The organism is Bordetella pertussis 18323, assembly GCF_000306945.1.
GTDB classification, from domain to species: Bacteria; Pseudomonadota; Gammaproteobacteria; order Burkholderiales; family Burkholderiaceae_B; genus Bordetella; species Bordetella pertussis.
This window is the reverse complement of sequence record NC_018518.1, coordinates 2920099-2944323: the sequence shown is the minus strand read 5'-3', so window position 1 is coordinate 2944323 and position 24225 is coordinate 2920099. Positions and strand designations below refer to the sequence as shown.

Annotated in this window: 21 protein-coding genes; 11 read left to right on the top strand and 10 right to left on the bottom strand. The window is 67.8% G+C overall.

Annotated elements, in window-relative coordinates; all coding sequences use genetic code 11:
• Nucleotides 1-103 precede the first annotated feature (103 nt).
• Together BN118_RS13880 and BN118_RS13875 are read left to right on the top strand one after the other, a co-directional pair.
• Nucleotides 104-1351, top strand: coding sequence for a bifunctional tRNA (adenosine(37)-N6)-threonylcarbamoyltransferase complex dimerization subunit type 1 TsaB/ribosomal protein alanine acetyltransferase RimI (locus BN118_RS13880; protein ID WP_010931534.1), 1248 nt, complete (start codon nt 104-106; stop codon nt 1349-1351).
• Nucleotides 1338-2234 carry a uracil-DNA glycosylase gene (locus BN118_RS13875; RefSeq protein ID WP_010931535.1) on the top strand — a complete coding sequence of 299 codons (897 nt, stop codon included), beginning with the start codon at nt 1338-1340 and terminating at the stop codon, nt 2232-2234. The genes BN118_RS13880 and BN118_RS13875 overlap by 14 nt, the downstream gene beginning before the upstream one ends.
• A gap of 18 nt (nt 2235-2252) precedes the next feature.
• On the opposite strand, the gene lplT is transcribed toward BN118_RS13875, so the two are convergent.
• Nucleotides 2253-3563 (bottom strand): lysophospholipid transporter LplT, encoded by a 1311-nt coding sequence (lplT, locus tag BN118_RS13870; RefSeq protein ID WP_010931536.1) that lies wholly within the window; start codon nt 3561-3563, stop codon nt 2253-2255.
• 262 nt (nt 3564-3825) lie between these two features.
• Between lplT and smc the strand changes: the two genes are divergently transcribed.
• From smc to ligA, 3 genes are read left to right on the top strand one after another with little or no spacing between them, the layout of a single operon-like run.
• Nucleotides 3826-7353, top strand: a complete 3528-nt coding sequence (gene smc / locus BN118_RS13865; protein ID WP_010931537.1) for a chromosome segregation protein SMC — start codon at nt 3826-3828, stop codon at nt 7351-7353.
• A gap of 44 nt (nt 7354-7397) precedes the next feature.
• Complete coding sequence (locus tag BN118_RS13860; protein WP_003821312.1) at nt 7398-8456, top strand: cell division protein ZipA C-terminal FtsZ-binding domain-containing protein; 1059 nt, start codon at nt 7398-7400, stop codon at nt 8454-8456.
• Nucleotides 8456-10546, top strand: a complete 2091-nt coding sequence (gene ligA / locus BN118_RS13855) for an NAD-dependent DNA ligase LigA (protein WP_010931538.1) — start codon at nt 8456-8458, stop codon at nt 10544-10546. Before BN118_RS13860 ends, ligA begins: the two co-directional genes overlap by 1 nt.
• Nucleotides 10547-10630: 84 nt before the next feature.
• On the opposite strand, the gene BN118_RS13850 is transcribed toward ligA, so the two are convergent.
• The 4 genes from BN118_RS13850 to msrB are packed head-to-tail and all read right to left on the bottom strand — an operon-like array spanning nt 10631 to nt 12706.
• Nucleotides 10631-11407 (bottom strand): peptidylprolyl isomerase, encoded by a 777-nt coding sequence (locus tag BN118_RS13850; RefSeq protein ID WP_003821314.1) that lies wholly within the window; start codon nt 11405-11407, stop codon nt 10631-10633.
• 25 nt (nt 11408-11432) lie between these two features.
• Nucleotides 11433-11717 (bottom strand): BolA family protein, encoded by a 285-nt coding sequence (locus BN118_RS13845; RefSeq protein WP_014905949.1) that lies wholly within the window; start codon nt 11715-11717, stop codon nt 11433-11435.
• A 21-nt stretch (nt 11718-11738) separates the two neighbouring features.
• The gene (locus tag BN118_RS13840; protein ID WP_003813872.1) at nt 11739-12308 is read right to left on the bottom strand and encodes a septation protein A; all 570 of its coding nucleotides are present in this window, start codon (nt 12306-12308) and stop codon (nt 11739-11741) included.
• Nucleotides 12305-12706 (bottom strand): peptide-methionine (R)-S-oxide reductase MsrB, encoded by a 402-nt coding sequence (gene msrB / locus BN118_RS13835; RefSeq protein WP_010931540.1) that lies wholly within the window; start codon nt 12704-12706, stop codon nt 12305-12307. The genes BN118_RS13840 and msrB overlap by 4 nt, the downstream gene beginning before the upstream one ends.
• A gap of 51 nt (nt 12707-12757) precedes the next feature.
• Here msrB and BN118_RS13830 point away from each other — a divergent pair, with 51 nt between their 5' ends.
• The 6 genes from BN118_RS13830 (at nt 12758) to BN118_RS13805 (ending at nt 19017) form a co-directional block, all read left to right on the top strand.
• Nucleotides 12758-13435 (top strand): energy-coupling factor ABC transporter ATP-binding protein, encoded by a 678-nt coding sequence (locus tag BN118_RS13830; RefSeq protein ID WP_003813870.1) that lies wholly within the window; start codon nt 12758-12760, stop codon nt 13433-13435.
• On the top strand, nt 13432-14031 hold the full coding sequence (locus BN118_RS13825) for a CbiQ family ECF transporter T component (RefSeq protein WP_010931541.1): 600 nt from the start codon (nt 13432-13434) through the stop codon (nt 14029-14031). The genes BN118_RS13830 and BN118_RS13825 overlap by 4 nt, the downstream gene beginning before the upstream one ends.
• A 43-nt stretch (nt 14032-14074) precedes the next feature.
• Nucleotides 14075-14632 carry a biotin transporter BioY gene (locus tag BN118_RS13820; RefSeq protein WP_010929017.1) on the top strand — a complete coding sequence of 186 codons (558 nt, stop codon included), beginning with the start codon at nt 14075-14077 and terminating at the stop codon, nt 14630-14632.
• Nucleotides 14633-14864: 232 nt separating this feature from the next.
• Nucleotides 14865-16028, top strand: coding sequence for an ABC transporter substrate-binding protein (locus BN118_RS13815; RefSeq protein WP_010931543.1), 1164 nt, complete (start codon nt 14865-14867; stop codon nt 16026-16028).
• Nucleotides 16029-16189: 161 nt separating this feature from the next.
• Nucleotides 16190-17215 (top strand): branched-chain amino acid ABC transporter permease, encoded by a 1026-nt coding sequence (locus tag BN118_RS13810; RefSeq protein WP_010931544.1) that lies wholly within the window; start codon nt 16190-16192, stop codon nt 17213-17215.
• Nucleotides 17216-17220: 5 nt separating this feature from the next.
• A complete protein-coding gene (locus tag BN118_RS13805; protein WP_010931545.1) occupies nt 17221-19017 on the top strand; it encodes a branched-chain amino acid ABC transporter ATP-binding protein/permease in 1797 nt (598 codons plus the stop codon).
• Nucleotides 19018-19063: 46 nt separating this feature from the next.
• Here the strand turns inward: BN118_RS13805 and BN118_RS13800 are convergent, their stop codons facing one another.
• From BN118_RS13800 to BN118_RS13780, 5 genes are all read right to left on the bottom strand, one after another.
• Nucleotides 19064-19903, bottom strand: a complete 840-nt coding sequence (locus BN118_RS13800; RefSeq protein ID WP_014905948.1) for a branched-chain amino acid aminotransferase — start codon at nt 19901-19903, stop codon at nt 19064-19066.
• Nucleotides 19904-19934: 31 nt separating this feature from the next.
• Nucleotides 19935-20933, bottom strand: coding sequence for an ABC transporter substrate-binding protein (locus BN118_RS13795; protein WP_003821320.1), 999 nt, complete (start codon nt 20931-20933; stop codon nt 19935-19937).
• Nucleotides 20934-21028: 95 nt separating this feature from the next.
• Complete coding sequence (locus tag BN118_RS13790; protein ID WP_014905947.1) at nt 21029-22006, bottom strand: branched-chain amino acid ABC transporter permease; 978 nt, start codon at nt 22004-22006, stop codon at nt 21029-21031.
• Nucleotides 22003-22890, bottom strand: a complete 888-nt coding sequence (locus BN118_RS13785) for a branched-chain amino acid ABC transporter permease (protein ID WP_010931547.1) — start codon at nt 22888-22890, stop codon at nt 22003-22005. The genes BN118_RS13790 and BN118_RS13785 overlap by 4 nt, the downstream gene beginning before the upstream one ends.
• Before the next feature lie 91 nt (nt 22891-22981).
• The gene (locus BN118_RS13780) at nt 22982-24196 is read right to left on the bottom strand and encodes an ABC transporter substrate-binding protein (protein WP_010931548.1); all 1215 of its coding nucleotides are present in this window, start codon (nt 24194-24196) and stop codon (nt 22982-22984) included.
• Between the last annotated feature and the right edge of the window lie 29 nt (nt 24197-24225).

Here is a 24225-nt window from a genome sequence, read left to right as displayed (position 1 = left end):
CCAGCGGCTAGTGGGTGTTCACAAGATATTACACATTGCGCGCTACGGTTGAAATCCCCCTTACATACTAGGTGAAGCGCCCGATTTCGTACAATCCGCCCCTATGGATCTAAACCTGCTTGCCTTCGAAACTTCGTCTTCCCGCTGCGGCGTGGCCTTGCTCACCGAGCACGGGGCCGAACCCGTCGTCGCCGTGCTGGAGCACGAGGGCGCCCAGGAGCATGCAGAACGCCTGTTGCCCATGGCACGGGAATTGCTGGCACGCGCCGGCCTGGCGCCGGAAGCCCTGCAGGCGGTCGCCTTCGGCCAGGGGCCGGGCGGGTTCACCGGCTTGCGGGTGGCGTGCGGCGTGGCGCAGGGCATCGCCCTGGGGCTGGGGATCCCGGTCCTGCCGGTCGTGTCGCATGAGGCGGTGGCGGAGGTTTCGGGCGCGGCGGCCGACGACGCGGTCGTGGTGGCGCTGGACGCCCGCATGGAAGAGGTCTACCTGGCCGTCTACCTGCGCGGCGATGGCGGGCAGTGGCAGGCGCTGCAGGCGCCGCTGCTGATCGCCGCCGGCGAGGTGGTGCCCTGGACCGTGCATCACCTGGACGCTTGGTCGGCCCGCGCCGGCCGCGCGTTGCGCGTGCGGATGGCGGGCGATGCATGGCAGGTCTACGCGGCCAGCATGGCCGCGCCGCCTGGCTGGGTGCGCGTGCAGGCCGAGCGGCCGCAGGCCCAGGCAGTGGCGCGCCTGGCGCGCCGGGCCTGGCGGGATGGCGGCGGCGTGGCCGCCGAACTGGCCGCGCCCCTGTATGTGCGCGACAAGGTGGCCTTCACCACCGCCGAGCGCGAGCGGGGGCAGGGCGGCAACCCGCGCGCGGTCTCGGCCCTGGCCGCCACGCAGATGCTGCCCATGGCGCAGCGCGACCTCGACGAAGTGGCCGAACTCGAGGCGCAGGTCCAATCCTTTCCCTGGACGCGCGGCAATTTCGCCGATGCGCTGCAGGCCGGCTATCCGGCCTGTGTGCTGCGCCAGGACGGCAGGCTGGCGGGCTTCTGTGTGATGATGGCGGCGCCCGACGTGGTGCATCTGCTGGTCATCGCTGTGCCGCGCCATCTGCACCGGCAAGGCCTGGGCGGCCTGATGCTGGGCTGGTGCGAGCGCCAGGCGCGCGCGCGCGGCCTGGCCGGCGTGCTGCTGGAGGTGCGGCCCTCCAATGCCACCGCGGTGCAGTTCTACGAGCGGCACGGCTATCTGCGCATCGGCCGGCGCAAAGATTACTATCCCGCAGGTAAGGGCAAGCGCGAGGATGCTTTGGTAATGCAGAAAACCCTGGGCGAAGCGACGGTGGGCAATGAGCGCGCCTGAAGCCGCCGCGCCGGCCGCGCCGCGTCCGAATCCGCTGCAGCGGATCTGGCTGCGCGAGATCGGCATCGAGAAAACCTGGCTGCCGGCGCCATTGGCGTCCGCGGCCGGGGCTGTCGCGCCCGCCGCGCCTGCCGCCGAGGCCGCCAATGCGGCCGTGGCGACGGCCGAGGCCGTCCGGCCGGCGGCCGCGACCCCACGCGCCGATGGCCCGGCGGCCAGTCCGACCCGCGCGCCGCGCCCGCCGGTGGCCGCGCCGCAGCGCGCCGAACCGGCCGCCGAGGCCGACGGACAGGCCGCGCGGGCCGCCGTGGCGGCGCGGGCGGCCGGCGCCGACTTGGGGCAATTGCAGCAACTGGTGCAGGACTGCACCGCCTGCGGCCTGTGCCAGGGGCGGCGCCACGCCGTATTCGGCATGGGCGCCCAGCCGGCGCGCTGGATGGTGGTGGGCGAGGCGCCCGGCGAGCAGGAAGACCGCCAGGGGCTGCCATTCGTCGGCCGCTCAGGAAAGCTGCTGGATGCGATGCTGCAGTCGGTGGGCATGAGCCGCGAGCGCGACGTGTTCATCGCCAACGTCATCAAGTGCCGCCCGCCCGGCAACCGCAATCCCAAGCCCGAGGAAATCGCCGCCTGCAGTCCCTACCTGCGGCGCCAGATTGCCCTGCTGAACCCGGAGCGCATCCTGGTGCTGGGCCGGTTCGCGGCCCAGACGCTGTTGAACACCGAGGCCACGATAGGCAATTTGCGCGGCCGCGTGCACAGCCTGCAAACCGACGAGGGGCGCTCGATTCCCGTGGTGGTCAGCTACCACCCGGCCTATCTGTTGCGCAGCCCAGCCGAGAAGGCGCGCGCCTGGCAAGACCTGCTGCTGGCGGCGCGCGGCTGAGGCGGCGGCAAGCGGCCCTCAGTGGGCCGAGTCGAGGGCCTTGCCGTGGCCTTTCTGGCCGATCTGCTCGCGCAGGGCGGGGTCGGCCGACAGGTTGCGGCGGCTCCAGCGGATGAACACCACCATGAGGACGGTGACGATCAGGCCGAATATGACGATGATGATGTTGATGGGCAGTTCCAGCCACAGCAGCACCGTATAGATGGCGACCATCAGCAGGATATTGAGCTGCTCGTTGAAGTTCTGCACCGCGATCGAATGGCCGGCCGACAGCAGCACGTGGCCGCGGTGCTGCAGCAGGGCGTTCATGGGAACGACGAAAAAGCCGGCCAGGCCGCCGGTGACCAGCAGCAGGTAGACGCTCCAGGGCGAATAGACCAGCGGCATCAGCAGCACCACCAGGCCCATGGCCGCGCCGACCGGCAGCACCGACAGCGCCTTGCGCAGCGGAATGCGGCCGGCCAGGATGGAGCCGACCACCGTTCCCACCGCCGCCACGCCCATCAGCACCGAAGCCTGGTCCAGGCGATAGCCCAGATGGCTGCGGCCCCATTCGATCACGATCAATTGCAGCGTGGCGCCGGCGCCCCAGAACAGCGTGGTCACGGCCAGCGAGATCTGGCCCAGCTTGTCGCGCCACAGCACGCACACGTAGCCGCTGAATGCGCGCACCAGCTTGAAGGGGCTGCGCTGCTGCGGGGGGTAGCGCACGTGCGTGGGCGGGATCAGCAGGTTGCACAGCGCGGCGATGACGTAGACCAGCGCAATGACCAGGATGGCGGCTTCCGCCGGCGTATGGACCAGCTTGTTCAGCCAGGGGTAGGCGAGCAGCACGCTCGAGACATGGGGGGAAATGAGCACGCCGCCCAGCACCGTGCCGATGATGATGGACAGCACGGTCAGCCCTTCGATCCAGCTGTTTCCCTTTACCAGCAGGTCGGGCGGCAGCATTTCGGTGACGATCCCGTACTTGGCCGGCGAGTAGGCGGCCGCGCCGATGCCGACCAGGCCATAGGCCGCGCAGACCAGGTAGGTCTGGTAGGTGGCCGGCACGCCGATGCTGGCATACGAGAACATCAGCATGCAGCCGGCGACCTTGAGCGCATTGGTGATGAACATCACCCGGCCCTTGGGGAACGAATCGGCGAAGGCGCCCACGAACGCGGCCAGCACCACGTACGCCAGGGCGAAGGACCACTTCATCATGGGCGCCATCCAGTCGGGCCCGCTCAACTCCAGGATCAAGGCGATCGCCGCGATGAACAGTGCGTTGTCTGCCAGGGATGAGAAGGCCTGCGCGGCCATAACCAGATAAAACCCGCGTTTCAAGAATGTCCCCGCTGCCCGCCCGAACGGCTGGCACTGTCCGATTGACCGTATTGGCGAAAAAAAGTGTCAGCGAGTATAGCGCCCGGTCCGGCCGGCCGGCGCTTGGCGTTTGTCCCAGGCTCACCTTTGCTCACGATGGGCGCTACCCTCCTGGGGTATCATACGGGCCTTGGATCGGCCCTCCTGGGGGTCGCATCGCCTATTGTGTGCGGCAGGTCCGTTCAACGCCCCTCGTTCAACCTACCCCGTCCGTCATCGTACTGTGCGTCTCACCCAGCTAAAACTCGCCGGCTTCAAGTCCTTCGTCGATCCAACCGTAATCCCCGTGCCCAGCCAACTGGTGGGCGTGGTGGGTCCCAACGGCTGCGGCAAGTCGAACATCATCGACGCCGTGCGCTGGGTATTGGGCGAAGCCAAGGCGTCCGAACTGCGCGGCGAGTCGATGCAGGACGTCATCTTCAATGGCTCGGGCAACCGCAAGCCGGCTGCCCGCGCCTCGGTCGAGATGGTATTCGACAATACCGAAGGGCGGGCCGCGGGCCAGTGGAGCGCCTATTCGGAAATCGCCGTGCGCCGCGTGTTGACGCGCGACGGCACCAGCAGCTACTACGTCAACAACCAGCAGGTCCGGCGGCGCGACATCCACGACATCTTCCTGGGCACAGGCCTGGGCGCGCGCGGTTACGCCATCATCGGCCAGGGCATGATCAACCGCCTGATCGAGGCCCGCCCGGAAGAGCTGCGGGTCTTCCTCGAAGAGGCGGCCGGGGTGTCGCGCTACAAAGAGCGCCGCCGCGAGACCGAGAACCGCCTGTCCGATACGCGCGAGAACCTGACCCGGGTCGAGGACATCCTGCGCGAACTGGGCAGCCAGCTCGACAAGCTGGAGGCCCAGGCCGAGGTGGCGCGCAAATACCGCGAACTGCAGGCCGACGGCGAGAAAAAGCAGTTCGCGCTGTGGCTGCTGAAGGAAACCGGCGCCCGCGATGAGCGCGAGCGCAAGAACCAGGACATGGCGCGGGCCCAGAACGATCTGGAAGCCGCCATCGCCGGCCTGCGGGCTGGCGAGGCCGAGCTGGAATCGCGCCGCCAGGCCCATTACGCCGCCAGCGACGCGGTGCACGCGGCGCAGGGGCAGCTGTACGAGGCCAATGCCCAGGTCAGCCGCCTGGAGGCCGAAATCCGCCATGTGGTCGATTCGCGCAACCGCCTGCAGGCGCGCCGCGAACAGCTGCAGGCCCAGATCGCCGAGTGGAACACCCAGCAGGAGCACTGTACCGAACAGATCGCCCTGGCCGAGGAAGACCTGGCCACCGGCGCGGCGCGCACCGAGGAAGCGCGCGCCGCGGCCGAGGACGCCCAGGCCGGCCTGCCGGCCATCGAAGCCCGGGTGCGCGACGCCGCGGCCGGGCGCGACGACATGCGCGCCGCGCTGGCGCGCGTCGAACAGAACCTGGCCCTGGTGGCCCAGACCCAGCGCGACGCCGACCGCCAGCTGCAAACGCTGGAGCAGCGCCGCGAGCGCCTGCAGCAGGAACTGCGCGAACTGCACACGCCCGACCCCGAGCGGCTGGAACAGCTGGCCGGCGATCGCCTGGCCGGCGAGGACCAGCTCGAGGCGGCGCAAGCCGAACTGGCCACCCTGGAAGGGCGCGTGCCCGAGGCCGACGCCGAGCGCAGCCGCGCCCAGGCCGCCGCCCAGCAGGATGCCCAGGGCCTGGCCCGCCTCGAGGCCCGCCTGGCGGCGCTGGTCAAGTTGCAGGAGGACGTCCAGAAGCAGGGCGCGCTGGAACCGTGGCTGGCCAAGCACGAGCTGGCCGGCCTGGGCCGCCTGTGGCAGAAGCTGCATATCGAGCCGGGCTGGGAAACCGCCCTGGAAGCCGCGCTGCGCGAGCGCATGGCCGCGCTCGAGGTGCGCAGCCTGGACTGGGCGCGCGCCTTCGCCGACGACGCGCCGCCGGCCCGCCTGGCGTTCTACCAGGTGCCGGTCGCCGCGCCCGCGCCGGCCGCCCCGCAGGGCCAGACGCCGCTGGCCAGCCTGCTGCGGGTCACCGACCCCGACCTGCGCACGCTGCTCAACCAGTGGCTGGCCGGCCTGTACACCGCCGCCGACCTGACCCAGGCCCTGGGCGGGCGCGCCAGCCTGCCGGCCGGCGCCGCCTACGTCGTCAAGGCCGGGCACCTGGTCGATGCCCACAGCGTACGTTTCTACGCGCCCGACTCCGAGCAGGCCGGGTTGCTGGCGCGCCAGCAGGAAATCGAAAACCTGCAGCGCGAGATCAAGGCGCAGCAGTTGATCGCCGACCAGGCCCGCGCCGCCGTGGCGCGCGCCGAGGCGGCCTGGCAACAGGTATCGCAGGCCATCGCGCCGGCGCGCCAGCGGGTGGTCGAAGTCACCCGGCGCGTGCACGACATCCAGCTCGAGCATTCGCGCCTGCAGCAGCAGGCCGAACAGTCCGGCGAGCGGGCCGCCCGCCTGCGCCAGGATCTCGAGGAGCTCGCGGCGCACGAGGAAGACCTGCGCGCCACCCGCGAGGAGGCCGAAGTGCGCTTCGAGGCGCTCGACGGCGAACTGGCCGAGCACCAATCGCGTTTCTCCGACGCCGAGATCGACGGCGAAACCCTGTCCGCCCAGGCCGATGCCGCCCGCACCCGGCTGCGCGAGCTGGAGCGCGCCGCCCAGGAGGCCGAGTTCGCCGAGCGCGGCGTCCAGGTGCGCATCACCGACCTGCAGCGCAACCGGCAACTGGCCGCCGACCAGAGCCAGCGCGCCGCCACCGAGCTGCAGCAGCTCGAAACCGACCTGGTCGACCTGGACGCCTCGGCCTCGCAGGCAGGCCTGCAGGACGCCCTGGAGTTGCGCGCCGAGCGCGAAGAGGCGCTGACGCGCGCGCGCCTGGAACTGGACAACCTGTCGGCCCTGATGCGCGGCGCCGACGAGGAGCGCATGCAACAGGAGCGCGGGCTCGAGCCGCTGCGCGCCCGCATCACCGAACTGCAACTGCAGGAGCAGGCCGCCCGCCTGGCCGAGGAACAGTTCACCGAGCAGCTCAACGCCCGCGAGGTCGACCGCGAGACGCTGGCCCGCGAGCTGGCCGAGATGCCCGACGAGTGGCGCAAGGCCAGTTGGCTGCAGTCCGAGGTGGGCCGCATTTCGCGCCAAGTCGACGCGCTGGGGCCGGTTAACCTGGCCGCCCTGGACGAACTGAATACCTCGCGCGAACGCAAGACTTTCCTCGACGCCCAGCAGCAGGACCTCCTGACGGCCATGGAGACCCTCGAGGACGCCATCCGCAAGATCGACCGGGAAACCCGCGAGCTGCTGCAGGAGACCTTCAATACGGTCAACCGCCATTTCGGCGAGTTGTTCCCCAAGCTGTTCGGCGGCGGCGAGGCCAGGCTGACCATGACCGGCGACGAAATCCTCGACGCGGGCGTGCAGGTGATGGCACAGCCGCCGGGCAAGCGCAACAGCACCATCCACCTGCTGTCCGGGGGCGAGAAGGCCTTGACGGCCACGGCCTTGGTGTTCGCGCTGTTCAAGCTGAATCCCGCGCCGTTCTGTCTGCTCGACGAGGTCGACGCGCCGCTGGATGACGCCAATACCGAACGCTATGCCAATCTGGTCAGCAACATGAGCGAACAGACCCAGTTCCTGTTCATCTCGCACAATAAAATCGCCATGCAGATGGCCAAGCAACTGATCGGCGTGACGATGCAGGAGCAGGGCGTATCGCGTATTGTTGCTGTGGATATAGACTCGGCCGTGCAAATGGCCGCCGAAGCCTGAAACCCATATTCGGATTTGCGCTGCCTTAGGCGCGGGATATTCTCATGAGTGATTTGCAGATCGGGCTGATTGCCCTTGGTGTCCTGCTCATATTGCTGGTGCTGGGCTTTAACTGGTGGCAGGACCGCCGGGTGCGCCGCAGGATGCAAGCCCATTTCCCTTCGACCGAGCAGGATCCCCTGCTTGGCGCCGGCGCGCAGGATCGCACGGCGGCGGGCGCGACGCGCCGTGAGCCCGGCATGGGCGGCGCCGCAGCGGGTGCCGCGCCGGCCGCGGCGCCCGCCAACCCGGACACCGACGACCAGGAAGAGCCCGATCCCGCTTGCGAGGTCGTGATTGAAATCCATTTCAGCGAGCCCGTGCGCGGCGCCGACCTGCTGCCTTATCTGCAGTCGCTGCGGCAGGCCGGCCGCAAGCCCTTGCGCGTGTTCGCCGCCACGGCCGAGCAACGCCATCGCGCCCGCATCCATCCCGAAGAGTCCTATGCCAACATGCAGCTGGCCGTGTTGCTGGCCAACCGCAGCGGCCCGCTGACCGCCATCGAATGGTCGCAGGCCTGGGCCCGCGCGCAAGACCTGGCCGACCGCTTCGAGGCCAGCGTCGAGGGCCCCGACCAGCAGGAAGTGCTGGAACAGGCGGCCCGGCTGGACGATACCTGCGCCGCCCTGGACACCCAGGTCGGCCTGACGCTGCTGCTGGGCGTTGCGCAACCGGCCGCCGAGGTGCTGGCGGTGGCGCGCGACCTGGGTTTTGCCGCCGATGGCGCGCGGCTGGCCTGGCTGGCCGACAACGGCGCGGTGCGCTTTACGTTGGCGCGCGCCGATGGCGCGGCGTTCGACGCCGGCATGGGCGGCATCGAACGCCTGTACCTGCTGCTGGACGTGCCGTGCAGCCCGGCGGACCAGCGGGCCTTCGGCCGCATGGTCGACGTGGGCCGCGATCTGGCCGCCCGCCTGCGCGCCGAATTGGTCGACGACCAGGGCCGGCCCCTGCAGGACGGCGCGGACGCGGTCATCGACGAGCGCCTGCAGGTATTGTTCGAGCAGCTTGACCAGGCCGGCCTGCCGGCCGGCAGCGCGCGGGCGCAGCGAGTATTTGCATAATGGCGCAGGCAGGTCCTACGCCGCAGCAAGCGATCGCGCGCCTGCGGGCCGAGATCGAGCAGCACAATATCCGTTATTACGTCCACGACGATCCCAGCGTTCCGGACGCCGAGTACGACGCGCTCATGCGCGACCTGCAAGCGCTGGAGGCCGAACACCCCGAGCTGGTCACGCCCGATTCGCCGACGCAGCGCGTGGGCGCCGCGCCGCTGGCCGAATTCGGCAGCGTGCGCCACGCCGTGCCCATGCTGTCGCTGGGCAATGCTTTCGACGAAGAGGACGTGCGCGCCTTCGACAAGCGCGTGGCCGATACCCTGCGCGGCGCGGGCCTGCTGGGCCTGGACCAGCAGGTTGAATACTTCTGTGAGCTCAAGCTGGACGGCCTGGCCATCAGCCTGCGCTACGAGGAGGGCAGGCTGGCCCAGGCGGCCACGCGCGGCGACGGGCAGACCGGCGAGGACGTCACGGCCAACATCCGCACCATCAAAGGCGTGCCGTTGCGCCTGCATGGCGCGCCGCGGGTACTCGAGGTGCGCGGCGAAGTCCTGATGAACCGTGCCGAGTTCGAACGCCTGAACCGTACGCAGGCAGCGCGCGGCGAGAAAGTGTTCGTCAACCCGCGCAATGCCGCGGCCGGCAGCCTGCGCCAGCTCGATCCGCGCATCACGGCGCAGCGGCCGTTGCGTTTCTTCGCCTATAGCTGGGGCGAAGTCCATGGCCTGCCCGAAGGCATGCCGACGCGCTTTGACGAGCCCGCGCCGGGCGTGCGCGTGGCGTCCACGCTGCCGCGCGACACGCATGGCGGCATGCTGGACTGGCTGGCCGAACTGGGCCTGCCGGTCAATCTGCGGCACAACCACCGAGAGCGCGGCGCCGACGGGCTGCTGGCCTTTTACGAGCGTATCGGCAAGCTGCGCGCCGATCTGCCCTACGACATCGACGGCGTGGTCTACAAGGTCGACGCCTTGCCGTCGCAGCGCGTGCTGGGCTTCGTCGCGCGCGCGCCGCGCTTTGCGCTGGCGCACAAGTTTCCGGCCGAGGAGGCCGTCACGCAACTGCTCGGCATCGAGGTCCAGGTGGGCCGCACGGGCGCGATCACGCCCGTGGCGCGCCTGGCGCCGGTGTTCGTCGGCGGGGTGACGGTCACCAACGCCACCCTGCACAACGAAGACGAGATCCGCCGCAAGGATGTGCGCATCGGCGATACCGTGATCGTGCGGCGCGCCGGCGACGTCATTCCCGAGGTGGTCGGGCCGGTGCTGGAAAAACGGCCGGCCGACGCGCGCGAGTTCGTCATGCTGACCGCCTGCCCCATCTGCGGCTCGGCGATCGAGCGCCCCGAGAGCGAGGCCATCGCCCGCTGCACGGGCGGGCTGTTCTGCGCCGCCCAGCGCAAGCAGACCCTGCTGCATGCCGCCGGCCGCAAGGCGCTGGATATCGAAGGCCTGGGCGAAAAGCTGATCGACCAACTGGTCGACGCCGATCGCGTCAAGTCGCTGGCCGATATCTACAGCCTGACCGCGTTCGAACTGGCGGCGCTCGAACGCATGGGCAAGAAATCGGCGGAAAACCTGGTGGCGGCCATCGACCAGGCGCGCCGCCCGGCTCTGGGCCGCTTGCTGTTCGCGCTGGGCATACGCCATGTGGGCGAGACGACGGCCCGCGACGTGGCGCGCCATTTCGGCAGCATGGAACGCATCATGGACGCCAGCGAAGAAGCGCTGCTGGCCGTGCCCGACGTGGGCGGCGTGGTGGCCGGCTCGATCCGGCGCTTCTTCGCCGAGCCGCACAATCGCGAGATCGTCGAGCAGCTCACGCAGCAGGGCGTGCACCCGCAAGCCGAGGCCGAGCCCGAGGGCACCAGCCTGGCCGGCAAGACCTTCGTCCTGACCGGCACCATGCCGAACTGGACCCGCGATGAGGCGACTCGCCGTATCCTGGCCGCCGGCGGGAAGGTCAGCGGTTCGGTCTCCAAGAAGACGGCCTACCTGGTGACGGGCGAGGATGCCGGCAGCAAGCTGACCAAGGCCCAGGAGCTTGGCGTTCCGGTGTTGGACGAGGACGGCCTGAAGGCGCTGCTGGGCCTGTAGGCGAAGCGGGCGCCGGCGCCCGGCAGCCGAAAACAAAATTGCCCGCGAAAGCGGGCAATTTTGTTGATGGCGATGGCTTGGCGCTTACTGGATCTTGGCCTGTTCGCGCAATTGCTTCTGGTAGTTGGCCAGGGTTTGCTGGCGCAGCATTTCTTCCAGTTGCGGGCGCACCTGGTCCATGGCGGGGAATTCGACCGGACGGGTATCGTCGACCTGGATCACGTGCCAGCCGAACTGGGTCTGCACCGGCTTGTCGACCAGTTGGCCCTTCTTCAGCTTGGTCACGGCCTCGGCAAACGGCTGGACGTAGTTGGTGGCAGGCGCCCAACCCAGGTCGCCGCCGCGCTCGGCGCTGCCGGGGTCCTTGGAGTTCTTCTTGGCCAGATCGTCGAACTTGTTCTTGTTGCTCTTGACCTGGGCCAGCAGGTCGTTGGCCGTCTTTTCGTCCTCGACCAGGATGTGACGGACCTTGTATTCCATCTTGCCGGCCTGTTCTTTCTTGATCTTTTCGTATTCGGCCTTGACCTGGGCGTCGGTGACGGGGTGTTTTTGCAGGTAGTCGGCCATCAGGGCGCGCACCAGGATGCCCTGGCGGGCCAGCTCGATCTCAGTCTGCACGTCGGCCTGCTTGGCGACGCCGTCCTTCTCGGCCGCCTGCACGAACACCTGGCGGTTGATCATTTCCTGCTTGATCTGCTCACGCAGCTGGGGCGAATCGGTAGCGCCCTGGCTGACGACCAGCTTGACGAACTCATCCAGGCTCTTCTGGGTAATGGGCTTGCCGTTCACGGTCGCCACGTTCTGGGCGAAAGCGGGCACGGCAATGACGCAGGCAGCAGCCAGCATGGCGATGCGTTTCATGTATGTCCTTTGACCTTTTGAATGTTTACTTGGCGTTGTCTGGAGAGGGTGCTTGCGCATCCAGCGCAAGTGCATGAATGGGATATGGGAGCAAATCCTGCAAATGATGATACACCAGCCTATGGCGGGCAACGGGCGTCAGACCTGCGAAACAGGAGGCTACGATGTGCACCCGAAAGTGCCCCGCGCCGCCTTTTGCGCCTTCGTGCCCGGCGTGCAGGTGCGACTCGTCCTGTATCTCCAAGATAATCGGATTTAACGCAGTAAGGCGTGCGCTAATAATCTCAATTTGTTCAGAATTTTCAGACATATATAAGGGATTATTTCTTGGTCAGTCTTCGTTTCGATCTTGATCGGGCGTGTCCGACGCCTGCAGATGCTTGCCCAGCCACAGCGACTGGGCGATGACGAAAGCGACCAGCAGGCCCATCAGGCCGAAGACCTTGAAATTGACCCATTGGGATTCGGTGAAATGGCCGGAGAAGGCCACATACAGGTTGACCGCGCCGGCCGCCACGAAGAACAGCGCCCAGCTCAGGTTGAGGCGCTCCCAGACCGGATCGGGCAACGCGATCTGCTTGCCCAGCAGGCGGCGGACCAGGTTGCGCCCGAACAGGTACCGCGCGCCCAGCAGCGCGCCGCCGAACAGCCAGTACAGCACGGTGGGCTTCCACTTGATGAAGACGTCGCTGTGCAGCCACAGGGTGGCGCCGCCGAAAATCACGATGACCGACAGGTTTATCCAGTGCATGCCCTCGATGGCCTTGCCGGTGAGGCGCAGCCAGAGTATCTGGGCGATGGACGCGGTAATCGCGACGGCCGTGGCCGCATAAATATCGGCGTACCGATAGGCAACGAAAAACAGTATCAGCGGAAACAGGTCAAACAGGAACTTCTTCATTCGTCCTCGAGCGGTTCGAATTTCAGGGACAGCGAATTGATGCAATAGCGCAGCCCGGTCGGCTCGGGGCCGTCCGGGAAAACATGGCCAAGATGCGCGTCGCAGATATTGCACAGCACCTCGGTGCGCACCATGCCATGGCTGGTGTCGAGCTCCTCGCGCACGCGTTCGGGCGCCAGCGGCTCGAAGTAGCTGGGCCAGCCGCAGCCGGCATCGAATTTGGTGTCGGATGCGAACAGCGGCGTGCCACAGCCGATGCAGCGGTATATGCCGGGCGTGGAGGTATCCCAGTATCGGCCGCTGAAGGCGCGCTCGGTGCCTTTCTGCCGCGCGACCGCGTATTCTTCCGGGGCAAGTTGGGTGCGCCATTCGGCGTCGGTTTTGCGAATTTTTTCCATGATCAGCTTGGAGTCCCGCCGTGCGAATTGGTTCGGGCATAATCCCGCTCCATGTTAATCGAGTTTGACCAGGCGGTCGTCGCCACGCCCCAGGCACAGGTCCTGCATGGCGTGAGCCTGCGCCTGTCCGAACGCCGCGTGGGGGTGATCGGCCCCAATGGCGCGGGCAAGAGCACGCTGGCGCGGCTGGTCAACGGCCTGGCCCTGCCGTCCTCCGGGCGGGTGCTGGTCGACGGCCTGGATACGCGCAACCAGGTCAAGGACGTGCGTCGCCGGGTCGGTTTCGTATTCCAGAATCCAGAGAACCAGATTGTCTTTCCCATCGTGCGCGAGGACCTGGCATTCGGCCTGAAGAAGCAGGGCCTGGCGCCGGCCGAGCGCGACGCGCGCATCGCCGCCGCGCTCGAACGGCTGGGCGTGGGCCACCTGGCCGAACGCACCAGCCACACCCTGTCCGGCGGCGAGCGCCAATTGGTCGCCATGGCGTCCGTGTTGGTGATGGCGCCGCAACTGGTGGTGTTCGACGAACCCACGACGCAGCTGGACCTGCGCAACCGCAACCGGGTGGCCGAGGCCATCGCCGCGTTGCCGCAGCAGGCCATCGTGGTCAGCCACGACCTCGACCTGCTGGCCGGCTACGACCGGGTGCTGGCGGTGGTCGACGGGCGTATCGCCGCCGACGGCGAGCCGGCGGCGGTGCTGGGCTGGTATCGCGAGCATTGCGCATGATCGAGCCCCTGTACGTCGCCGGCGCCAGTTTCCTGCACCGCCTGCCGGCCGGGCTGAAGCTGGCGGCGTTGGCGCTGGCGGGGGTAGGGTTGTTCCTGCTGTCCGACTGGCGCGCGCTGGCGGCGGTGTTGGCCGGCGCCGCGCTGCTGGTCTGGCGCAGCGGCGTCGGCGCGGCCGCCTGGTGGCGGCAGACCCGCGGTCTGGCGTTGATCGTGCTCGCGGTCGGCCTGTTCACCGGCCTGATGCAGGGCTGGCCGCACGCCGCCGTGGTGGTACTGCGGGTGGCGGCGCTGATCGGCCTGGCCATGGCCGTGACGCTGACCACGCCGGTGCCGGCCCTCATCGACGCGTGCGAGCGCGCGCTGCGGCCGGCCGAACGGCTGGGCCTGCTCAATGCCGCGCAGGTGGCGCTGGCCCTGGCCCTGGCGCTGGCCTTGCGCTTCATCCCCGAAATCTGGCGCAATTATCAGGAAATCCGGGAGGCCCAGGCCGCGCGCGGCCTGGGCGCCCATCCGCTGGCGTTGCTCGTGCCCTTGGTGGTGCGTACGCTGAAACGTGCCGAGGAAGTGGCACAGGCGATCGACGCGCGCGGTTGAGGGGCCGCGCCGGCGCGCCGCATCTACATGAAGGAGAAGCCCGATGACGACCAAGGATACGGTTCTGGCGGCGCTGTTCGCGGCGCTGATCGTGGTGTTGAGCCTGATGCCGCCGATTCCGCTGCCCGCGATTCCCGTGCCGGTGACGCTGCAGACGCTGGGAGCCATGCTGGCCGGCGCCATGCTGGGCCCGTTGCGCGGCGCGCTGGCTTGCCTGCTGTACCTGGTGCTGGCGGCCATCGGCCTGCCGGTGCTGCCGGGCGGACGCGGCGGCCTGGGCGTGTTCTTCGGTCCGACCGGCGGGTTCCTGGTGGGCATGGTGGCCGGCGCCTGCGTCACCGGCTGGCTGGCGCGCCGCCTGGCCCTGCGCGCGGCCGGTACGTGGCGCGGCCTGGCCGGCTACGTGGCGGCCTGCGTGCTGGGCGGCATCGTGGTGGTCTATGCCGTCGGCGTCCCCTGGCTGGCCGGCGTCACGCAGATGGGCATGGCCAAGGCCTGGGCGGCCGTGGCGGTATTCCTGCCCGGCGACCTGGCCAAGGCGGCGGTGGCGGCCTGGGTGGCGTCGCGGGTCGAGCGCGTATGGCCGGTGCTGGGACGCTGAGGGCGCTTCCCAGGGAATCCCCTTAGAGACACTACGGAGGGCTCGGGTAAAAATTTTCTATTAACAAACGCGTTAGAAAATTTTTGGGCGCCGGATTAGGGTTGATCCCGGTGGGGTCGGGGTGGTTATTTGATACTCTTTTAACCCTATAATTCTTTTTTCTGTATAACTTTAATCAGGCTTGCCGCGCTCCATCCCGGGCGCGCCGGCAGGTTCACACAGGAGACAAAACATGCGCAAGCATTTCGGCTTGTCCGCGGTCGCGGCCGCTGTTGCCCTCAGCCTGCCGCTGATCGCCAGCGCCCAGGTCAAGGTCGGCGTGACGATCGCCGCCACCGGTCCGGCCGCCTCGCTCGGCATCCCCGAGCGCAATACGGTGGCCCTGCTGCCCAAGGAAGTCGACGGCACCAAGATCGAATGGATCGTGCTCGACGACGCCACCGATACGACGCAAGCCGTGAAGAACTCGCGCAAGCTGGCTTCGGAAGACAAGGTCGACGTGCTGGTCGGCACCTCGATCACCCCGGGCTCGCTGGCCATGGTGGACGTGGCCGCCGAAGCCAAGGTGCCGATGATCAGCGTGGCCGCCAGCGCCAAGATCGTCGAGCCGGTGGACGACAAGCGCCGCTGGGTCTTCAAGACGCCGCAGAACGACGCCCTGATGGCCAGCGCTCTGGCCGACGCCATGGTCAAGGCCAAGATCAAGACCCTGGGCTTCATCGGCTTCGCCGACGCCTACGGCGACGGCTGGCTGGCCGTGATGCAGGCCGCGGCCAAGGCCAAGGGCATCGAGATCACCGCCGTCGAGAAGTACGGCCGTACCGATACCAGCGTGACCGGCCAGGTGCTCAAGCTGGTGGGCGCCAAGCCCGACGCGATCCTGATCGCCGGCGCGGGCACGCCGTCGGCCCTGCCCCAGAAGGAGCTGCGCGCGCGCAACTACGGCGGCGTGATCTACCAGACCCACGGCGTCGCCAACAATGACGTGCTGCGCGTGTGCGGCAAGGATTGCGACGGCATGCTGCTGCCGGCCGGCCCGCTGCTGGTCGCCGCGCAACTGCCCGACAGCAACCCGGTCAAGCAATCGGCGCTGGCCTACACCCAGGCCTATGAAAAGACGCATGGCGCCGGCTCGACCAACACCTTCGGCGGCCATATGTGGGATGCCGGCCAGCTGATCGTGGCCGCGCTGCCGACGGCCCTGAAGTCGGGCGCCAAGCCGGGCACGCCGGAGTTCCGCGCGGCCATGCGCGACGCCCTCGAAGGCATCAAGAACCTGCCCGCTTCGCAGGGCGTGTTCAACATGAGCGCCACGGACCACGCCGGCTTCGACGAACGCTCGCGGGTGATGGTCAAGGTCGAAGGCGGCAAGTGGGTTTACCAGCCCGACCTGTAAACCGCTGTCGGCATCAAGGGACGCGCCGCGCGGCGACGCCTGACCGGCGTGGCGGTGCGTTCTCCTGCTTCACCTCGCACCGGCCTGAGGGCCGGTGCGTCGTATGCGCCGTGTCCCGGGTGGGGTCGGGGCACCTGAAATCCCCATAAGGTAGTGGTTCGATGGACTCTTCAATTGCGCTGATCCTGCTGCAAGACGGTGTGGTCAACGGCGCCATTTATGCCCTGCTGGGCATGGCGCTGGTACTGGTCTTCGCCGTCACGCGGGTCATTTTCATTCCGCAGGGCGAGTTCGTCGCCTTCGGCGCCCTGACACTGGCCATGCTGGTCGACGGCCGCGTGCCGGGCACCGCCTACCTGCTGCCCCTGCTGGGCGGCGTGTGCCTGCTGCTGGAGCTGGTGCGCGCGCTGCGCACCGGCGCGTGGGGCGCCATGCCCAAGGTGCTGGCCGGCTGCGTGGCGCTGCTGTGGTTGACCGACAGCTATGCGGCGCAGGGCACCTCGCTGTGGCTGAACATGCTGCTGACCCTGGCCCTGGTGATCCCGATGGGGCCGATGGTCTACCGCATCGTCTACCAGCCGCTGGCCGAGGCCACGGCGCTGGTGTTGCTGATCGTGTCGGTCGCCGTGCACTTCGCGTTGATGGGGCTGGCGCTGGTGTTCTTCGGCGCCGAAGGCTGGCGTACGCCGGCATTCGTCAGCGGGCAGGTCGATCTCGGGTTCTCGACCTGGTCGGCGCAAAGCCTGTTCGTGGTGGCCACCTGCGCGCTGCTGATCGTGGCGCTGTGGCTGTTCTTCGGCAAGACGCTGTACGGTCGCGCGCTGCGGGCCACTGCCGTGAACCGGCGCGGCGCGCGCCTGGTGGGCATCAGCACCACCATGTCGGGCAGCCTGACGTTCACCCTGGCGGTGTCCATCGGCGCCATGTCGGGCATGCTGATCGCGCCCATCACCACCGTGTATTACGACACCGGCTTCCTGATCGGCCTGAAGGGCTTCGTGGGCGCCATCATCGGCGGCCTGGTGAGCTACCCGGTGGCCGCGGCCGGCGCCCTGCTGGTCGGCATCCTGGAGGCCTTCTCGTCGTTCTGGGCCAGCTCGTACAAAGAAGTCATCGTGTTCACCCTGATTATCCCGGTTCTGGTCTGGCGTTCGTTCAGCAGCCGTCATGTGGACGAAGAGGAATAAGCGCCATGAACCGCTTCCTGCTTATCGCATTCATCGTCGTGCTGGCCGGCCTGCCGCTGCTGTCGGCCACGCCCGAATTCTGGATCACGCAACTCAACTACATCGGCCTGGCCGCCATGGTGGCGCTGGGGCTGGTGCTGCTGACCGGCGTGGGCGGCCTGACCTCGTTCGGCCAGGCGGCCTTCGTGGGCCTGGGCGCCTACACCACGGCACTGCTCACCACGCAATACGACATCTCGCCGTGGCTGGCGCTGCCGGTGGGCCTGCTGGTGACGGCCGTGGTGGCGTTCCTGCTGGGGCTGATCACGCTGCGGCTGTCGGGGCATTATCTGCCGCTGGGCACCATCGCCTGGGGGCTCTCGCTGTATTACCTGTTCGGCAACCTGGACTGGCTCGGCAAGCATGACGGCATCGCCGGCATCGAGCCCATCAGCCTGTTCGGCTGGTCGCTGGCCAGCGGACGCCATATTTACTACCTGATCTGGGTGTTCGTGCTGCTGGCGCTGTGGGCGACGCGCAACCTGCTCGATTCGCGTCCGGGCCGCGCCATCCGCGCCCTGAAGAGCGGCGCCGGCATGGCCGAGTCGATGGGGGTCAATACCGGCATCTACAAAATCGTCATCTTCGTGTGGGCGGCGCTGCTGGCCTGCCTGTCGGGCTGGCTGTATGCCCATATGCAGCGCGCGGTCAGCCCCAGTCCGTTCGGCCTGAACTACGGCATCGAATACCTCTTCATGGCCGTGGTCGGCGGCGCCGGCCATGTCTGGGGGGCGCTGCTGGGCTCGGCGGTCATCCTGGGAATCAAGGACCAGCTGCAGAACATCCTGCCCAAGCTGATCGATACCAACGCCAACTTCGAACTGATCTTCTTCGGCGTGCTGATGATCCTGGTGCTGCAGTACGCCAGCAATGGCCTGTGGCCCATTCTGTCGGGCTGGTGGGAGCGCGTCACCGGCGCGGCCGGCTCGCGGCGCAACATGGCGCCGCCGCCGCAAGCGCCGGCGCTGCCGCACCGCGCCCGGCCGCAGGCCGGCGAGCTGGTGCTGGAAGTCGACAGCATCCGCAAGGAGTTCGGCGGCCTGGTGGCGGTCAACGACATTACGTTCAAGGTGCGCGCCGGCGAAATCATGGGCCTGATCGGCCCCAACGGCGCCGGCAAGAGCACGACCTTCAACCTGATCAGCGGCGTGCTGCCGGCCACGCGCGGCCAGGTGCGCTTCCTGGGCGATCGCATCGACGGCCGCTCGGCGCGCGAGATCGCCAAGCGCGGCGTGGGCCGCACCTTCCAGCACGTGCAGCTGCTGCCGACCATGTTGGTGCTGGAAAACGTGGCCCTGGGGGCGCACATGCGTTCGGACGTGGGCGTGCTGTCGGGCGCCTTGCACAGCGAGCGCGCCCGCGAGGCCCAGCTGCTGCACGAAGCCGCGCAGCAGCTGCAGCGCGTCGGGCTGGGCGACTATCTGTACGAGCAGGCGGGCAACCTGGCGCTGGGCCAGCAACGCATCCTGGAAATCGCCCGCGCGCTGGCGTGCGATCCGGTGCTGCTGATGCTCGACGAGCCCAGCCTCGGGCTGGCGCCGCGCATCGTGCGCGAGATTTTCCATATCATCGCCCGGCTGCGCGAAACCGGCGTGGCGATCCTGCTGGTCGAGCAGAACGCCCGCGCCGCCTTGCAGGTTGCCGATTACGGCTACGTGCTGGAAACCGGTGAAATCGTGCTGCACGGCCCGGCGCGCGAACTGGCCGGCAATCCGCGCGTCATCGAGAGCTACCTGGGCCTGGGCAAGGGCGCCCAGGACTGAACGCTGGCGGCGCGGCCTGGCGCCGCGCCGCCAGCGTGCGCGCGGGTCAGCGCCCGCCCGCCGCGTAGTCCATGTACAGCCGGTAGGCGTGCCGCGCCAGCGGCCCGTACGACAGGCTGCGCGCTTCCACCCGGTTGACGTGCACGACCTTGCCGTAGTTGCCGGTAGAAAACACCTCGTCCGCTTCTTCGACGTCGGCGCGGGTCAGGGCGCGCTCGTCCACGGTCACCCCATCGGCGCGCAGCAGCGCCAGCACGCGCTGGCGCGTAATGCCGTTGAGGAACGTGCCGTTGTCGACCGGCGTGGCGATCCGGCCGTTGCGCGCGATCCACAGGTTGCTGGTGGCGAATTCCGCGACATGGCCCGCGCCGTCGAGCATGATGGCGTTGTCGAAGCCCTTGAGGTTGGCCTCGCGGATGGCGCGCTGGCCATTGGGGTACAGGCACGACGCCTTGGCGTCGGTGGGCACCATGTTGGGCCAGGAACGCGCGAAGCTGGAGAAGCAGGCCGAGAAGCCTTGTTCGCCGGGCAGGGGCACCTTGAATACGTGCAGCACGAACTGCGTCTGCTCGGCGTCGGGCAGCAGGAAGCCGTCGGCGCAGAAGAACATCGGCTTGATGTAGAGCTCGCTGCCGGCGGGGAACCTGGCCACCGCTTCCAGGCATAGTTCCTGGATGCGTTGCCACGGCAGCGCCGGTTTCATCAGCATCTTCTCAGCCGAGCGCACCACGCGCTGGCAATGCAGGTCGAGGTCGGGCGTCAGGCCGGCGAAGGCGCGCGCGCCGTCGAACACCATGCTGGCCATCCAGAATGCGTGGTCGGACGGGCCGAGCAGCTTGGGATTCTCGGTCAGCCATTGGCCGTCGTACCAGTAAAGGGCTTCCATACCGCGGTCTTCCTTGGTGATCGGGGTGCGCCTACAGCGCCGCCTGGACGCGCTGCGCGACATCGGCGGGCACCCATTTTTTCCAGACGTCGCCGTATTGTCGCAGGAAGTACAGCGCGGCATCGTCGGCTTCGGCCTTCTCGTTTTCCAGCCAGCCCAGCGTGGCGCCGATGGCCTCGTCGGGGACGGTCAAGGCCTCGAAGAAGCGGTGCAGGGCGGGCGCCTGGCGGGCGAAATCGGCGTTCAGGCCGGTGACCACCGGATTGGGCTTGAACTCGGTGGGCACGGGCTTGGCGCACCTGGGATCGGTCATGCAGGTGTAGGCGGCCTGGTCGAACGCCGGCAATTGCAGCTTGACCAGGTCCAGGGCGCCGACCAGCGCTGTGGGCGTCCAGTAGTAGAAGACGATATCGCGCTTGCGCTTGTAGGCCGACATGATGGCGGCCTTCTGCGCGGCGCCCGAGCCCGGCGCGAACAGGTTGTAGTCGTGCTCCAGCTGCAGCGCCTTGAGCAGGTTCTCGTTCAGCGTGCCGCAGGCCCAGCCCGCCGGGCATCCGTAGATGCGGCCCTTGGCGGGATCTTCCGGATCGGTGAAGGTGCTCTTGTAGCGTTGCAGATCGGCGGCCTGCCTGAGGTCGGGGTGGCGTTCGACGGTATAGCGCGGCACGTACCAGCCTTCGCCCGCCGTGAACACATGGCCGACGCCCAGCACCTTGCCCGAAGCCAGGGCTTTTTTCCAGGCGCCTTCGATCTGTCCCGGCCAGACTTCCGGCGTGACGTCGACATCGCCGCGCTGCAGCGCCGCCAGCATGGGCAGGGTCTCGCCGATTTCCATCGCGGTCTTGCAGCCATAGCCCTTTTCGAGGATGAAGCGCTGGATGCCGACCATGACCAGGTTGGACTCCCAGTTCAGGCCGCTGAAGCGCACCGGCCGGTCGATTTCACAAGCGCTGGCCGAAGGGGCGCAGGTCAGGGCGGCGACGCTGGCCAGGGCGGCCAGCGCCACGCGGACAAAACGCGGGGCGTGCATGAGCGGTACCTCGAAGTGGGGACGCGGTCCGTCGGACCGGCGCCAGACCCGTTCGATTCTACGGCGTCACGGGCCGGCCTGCCCAGCAGCCGCGCTCAGGTGCGCGCCTGCCGGCGTTCGCGCAGCGCGACCAGTTCGCCCACGATGCCGCGCCGGAATGCCATCACGCACACCACGAAGATCAGCCCGATGACGATGGTGACCGACTCGCCCAGGCGCAGGAACCAGTCCAGGCCGGTCAGGCGCGTGAGCATCTGGCCGAAGTCCCCGACCTTGTTCTCCAGCAGCACGACGATGAAGGCGCCCAGGATCGGGCCGGTCAGCGTGCCCAGGCCGCCGATCAGGGTCATGAGGATGACCAGCCCGGACATTTGCCAGGTTGCGTCCGACAGCGTGGCCGAGACGAATACCAGCGTCTTGGTGGCGCCGGCCAGGCCGGCGATGGCGGCCGACAGCACGAAGGCGACCAGCTTGAAGCGATCGACGTCATAGCCCAGCGAGATGGCGCGCGGCTCGTTCTCGCGCAGCCCCTTGAGCACCTGGCCGAACGGCGAGTGCACGGTGCGCCAGATCACGAAATAGCCCAGCGCGAAGATGCCCATGACCACGTAGTACAGGTTCAGGTCGTTGCGCAGGTCTATGGTGCCCAGCAGCGTGCCGCGCGGCACGCCCTGCAGGCCATCCTCGCCGCCGGTGAAATGGGCCTGCAGGAAGAAGAACACCATCTGGGCCAGGGCCAGGGTGATCATGGCGAAGTAGATGCCGCTGCGGCGTATGGCCAGCGCGCCCATGGCCAGCCCCAGCAGGGCCGTCACCGCGACTCCGAAGGCCAGGCCCAGCTCGGTCGGCAGGCCCCATACCTTCAGTGCGTGGCCGGCCGCGTAGGCGGCGCTGCCCAGGAAGGCGGCGTGGCCGAACGACAGCAGCCCGGTATAGCCCAGCAGCAGGTTGAAGGCGCAGGCGAACAGCGCGTAGCACATGACCTTCATGGCGAAGATCGGATACACGCCCACGTACGGCAGGATGCCGACGACGATGGCGAACGCGGCGTAGCCCAGGAGTTGTCGATTCATTTCTCTTTCCCGAACAGGCCGGCGGGGCGCAGCAGCAGCACGATGGCCATGATGATGAACACGACGGTGTTGGACGCTTCGGGCCAGAACACCTTGGTCAGGCCCTCGATGACGCCCAGCCCCAGGCCGGTCACGATGGCGCCCATGATCGATCCCATGCCGCCGATCACCACGACGGCGAACACCACGATGATGAGGTTGGAGCCCATCAGCGGGGAAATCTGCAGCACCGGCGCGGCCAGCACGCCGGCGAAGCCGGCCAGCGCGACGCCGAAGCCGTAGGTCAGCGTGATCATGCGCGGCACGTTGACGCCGAAGGCTTCCACCAGCCGCGGATTCTCGGTGCCGGCGCGCAGCAGCGCGCCCAGGCGGGTGCGTTCGATGACGAACCAGGTCGTCAGGCACACCGTGATCGAGGCCACGACGACCCAGGCGCGGTAGTTCGGCAGCACCATGAACCCCAGGTTGGTGGCGCCGCGCAGCGCTTCCGGCGTGGGGTACGGCTGGCCGGATACGCCGTAGAAACTGCGAAACAAGCCTTCGATGAGCAGCGTCAGGCCGAAGGTCAGCAGCAGGCCGTACAGGTGGTCCAGCTTGTACAGGTGCCGCAGCAGCAGTTTTTCGATCAGGATGCCGAACAGGCCGACCACCAGCGGGGCGAGGATCAGCATGATCCAGTAATTGAGCCCCAGATAGGACAGGCCCATCCAGGCCACGAAGGCGCCCAGCATGTACAGGGCGCCGTGGGCGAAGTTGATGACGTTCAACAGACCGAAAATCACGGCCAGCCCCAGCGAGAGCATGGCATAGAACGAGCCGTTGACCAGCCCCAGCAGCAACTGCCCCAACAGTGCCTGAATGGGTATGCCGAATAGATCTGTCATCTGTTATGAATCCTGCGCGTACGGGTAGGCGTGTCCGGTCGCGACACGGCCTTGCCGGATGAGCAAGGCCGTGTCGGCTTCCTTCAGGAGGTTACTTCTTGAGCAACGGGCAGGTCGATTCGGACAGCTTGGTGTAGACCTCGTCGCCCGGCAGCGTGGCCACCACGTTGTAGTAGTCCCACGGGCCCTTGGACTCTTCCTTGGACTTGACCTTCATCAGGTACATGTCGTGGATCATGCGGCCGTCCTCGCGCACGTAGCCGCCCTGGGCGAAGAAGTCGTTGATCTTGTTCGACTTCATCCACTTCATGGTGGCGTCGCCGTCGTCCGAACCCGTGGCCTTCACGGCGTTCAGGTAGAACATGGCCGCGGAGTAGTCGCCCGCCTGCAGCATCGACGGCTTGCGCCCGATCTTGTCCTCGAACTTCTTGGCCCAGGCGCGCGAGGCGTCGCTCTGGTCCCAGTACCAGCCGTCGGTCAGGTACATGCCCTTGGTGGCGTCCAGGCCCAGCGAGTGGATGTCGTTGATGAAGACCAGCAGGCCGGCCATTTTCATGGTCGCCGTCACGCCGAACTCGTTGGCGGCCTTGATCGAGTTGATGGTGTCGCCGCCGGCGTTGGCCAGGCCCAGGATCTGTGCGTCCGAAGCCTGCGCCTGCAGCAGGAACGACGAGAAATCGGAAGCGCCCAGCGGCGCGCGCACCTGGCCCTTGACCTCGCCGCCGGAGGCCTTGACGACGTTGGCGGTGTCGCGCTCCAGCGCATGGCCGAACGCGTAGTCAGCGGTCAGGAAGAACCAGGTCTTGCCGCCGTCCTTCACTACCGCCGAGCCGGTGCCGCGCGCCAGCGCGACGGTGTCGTAGGCATAGTGGATGGTGTAGGGCGAGCACTGGGCATTGGTCAGATCGGAGGCCCCGGCGCCCACGGCGAGGAACGGCTTCTTCTTCTCGGCCGCCACCTGCGCGATGGCCAGGCTGGTCGACGAGTTGGTGCCGCCGATGATCATGTCGACCTTCTGCTGGTCGATCCATTCGCGCGTGCGGGCCGAGGCGATGTCGGCCTTGTTCTGGTGATCGGCCGACACCAGTTCTATCTTCTTGCCATTGATGGCGCCGCCGGCGTCTTCGATGGCCATGCGGATCGCTTCCACGCCCGCCTTGCCGTCGATGTCCGAGTAGACCCCGGACATGTCGGTAATGAAGCCGATGCGGATGACATCATCGGAGATGCCTTGGGCCTGGGCGGGTAGCCCGGCGAATCCCAGGCCAGCCACGGCCAGTGCAACAGTGATTTTGTGCAGCTTCATGGGATGACTCCTCTTCCTGTGTGGGGTGC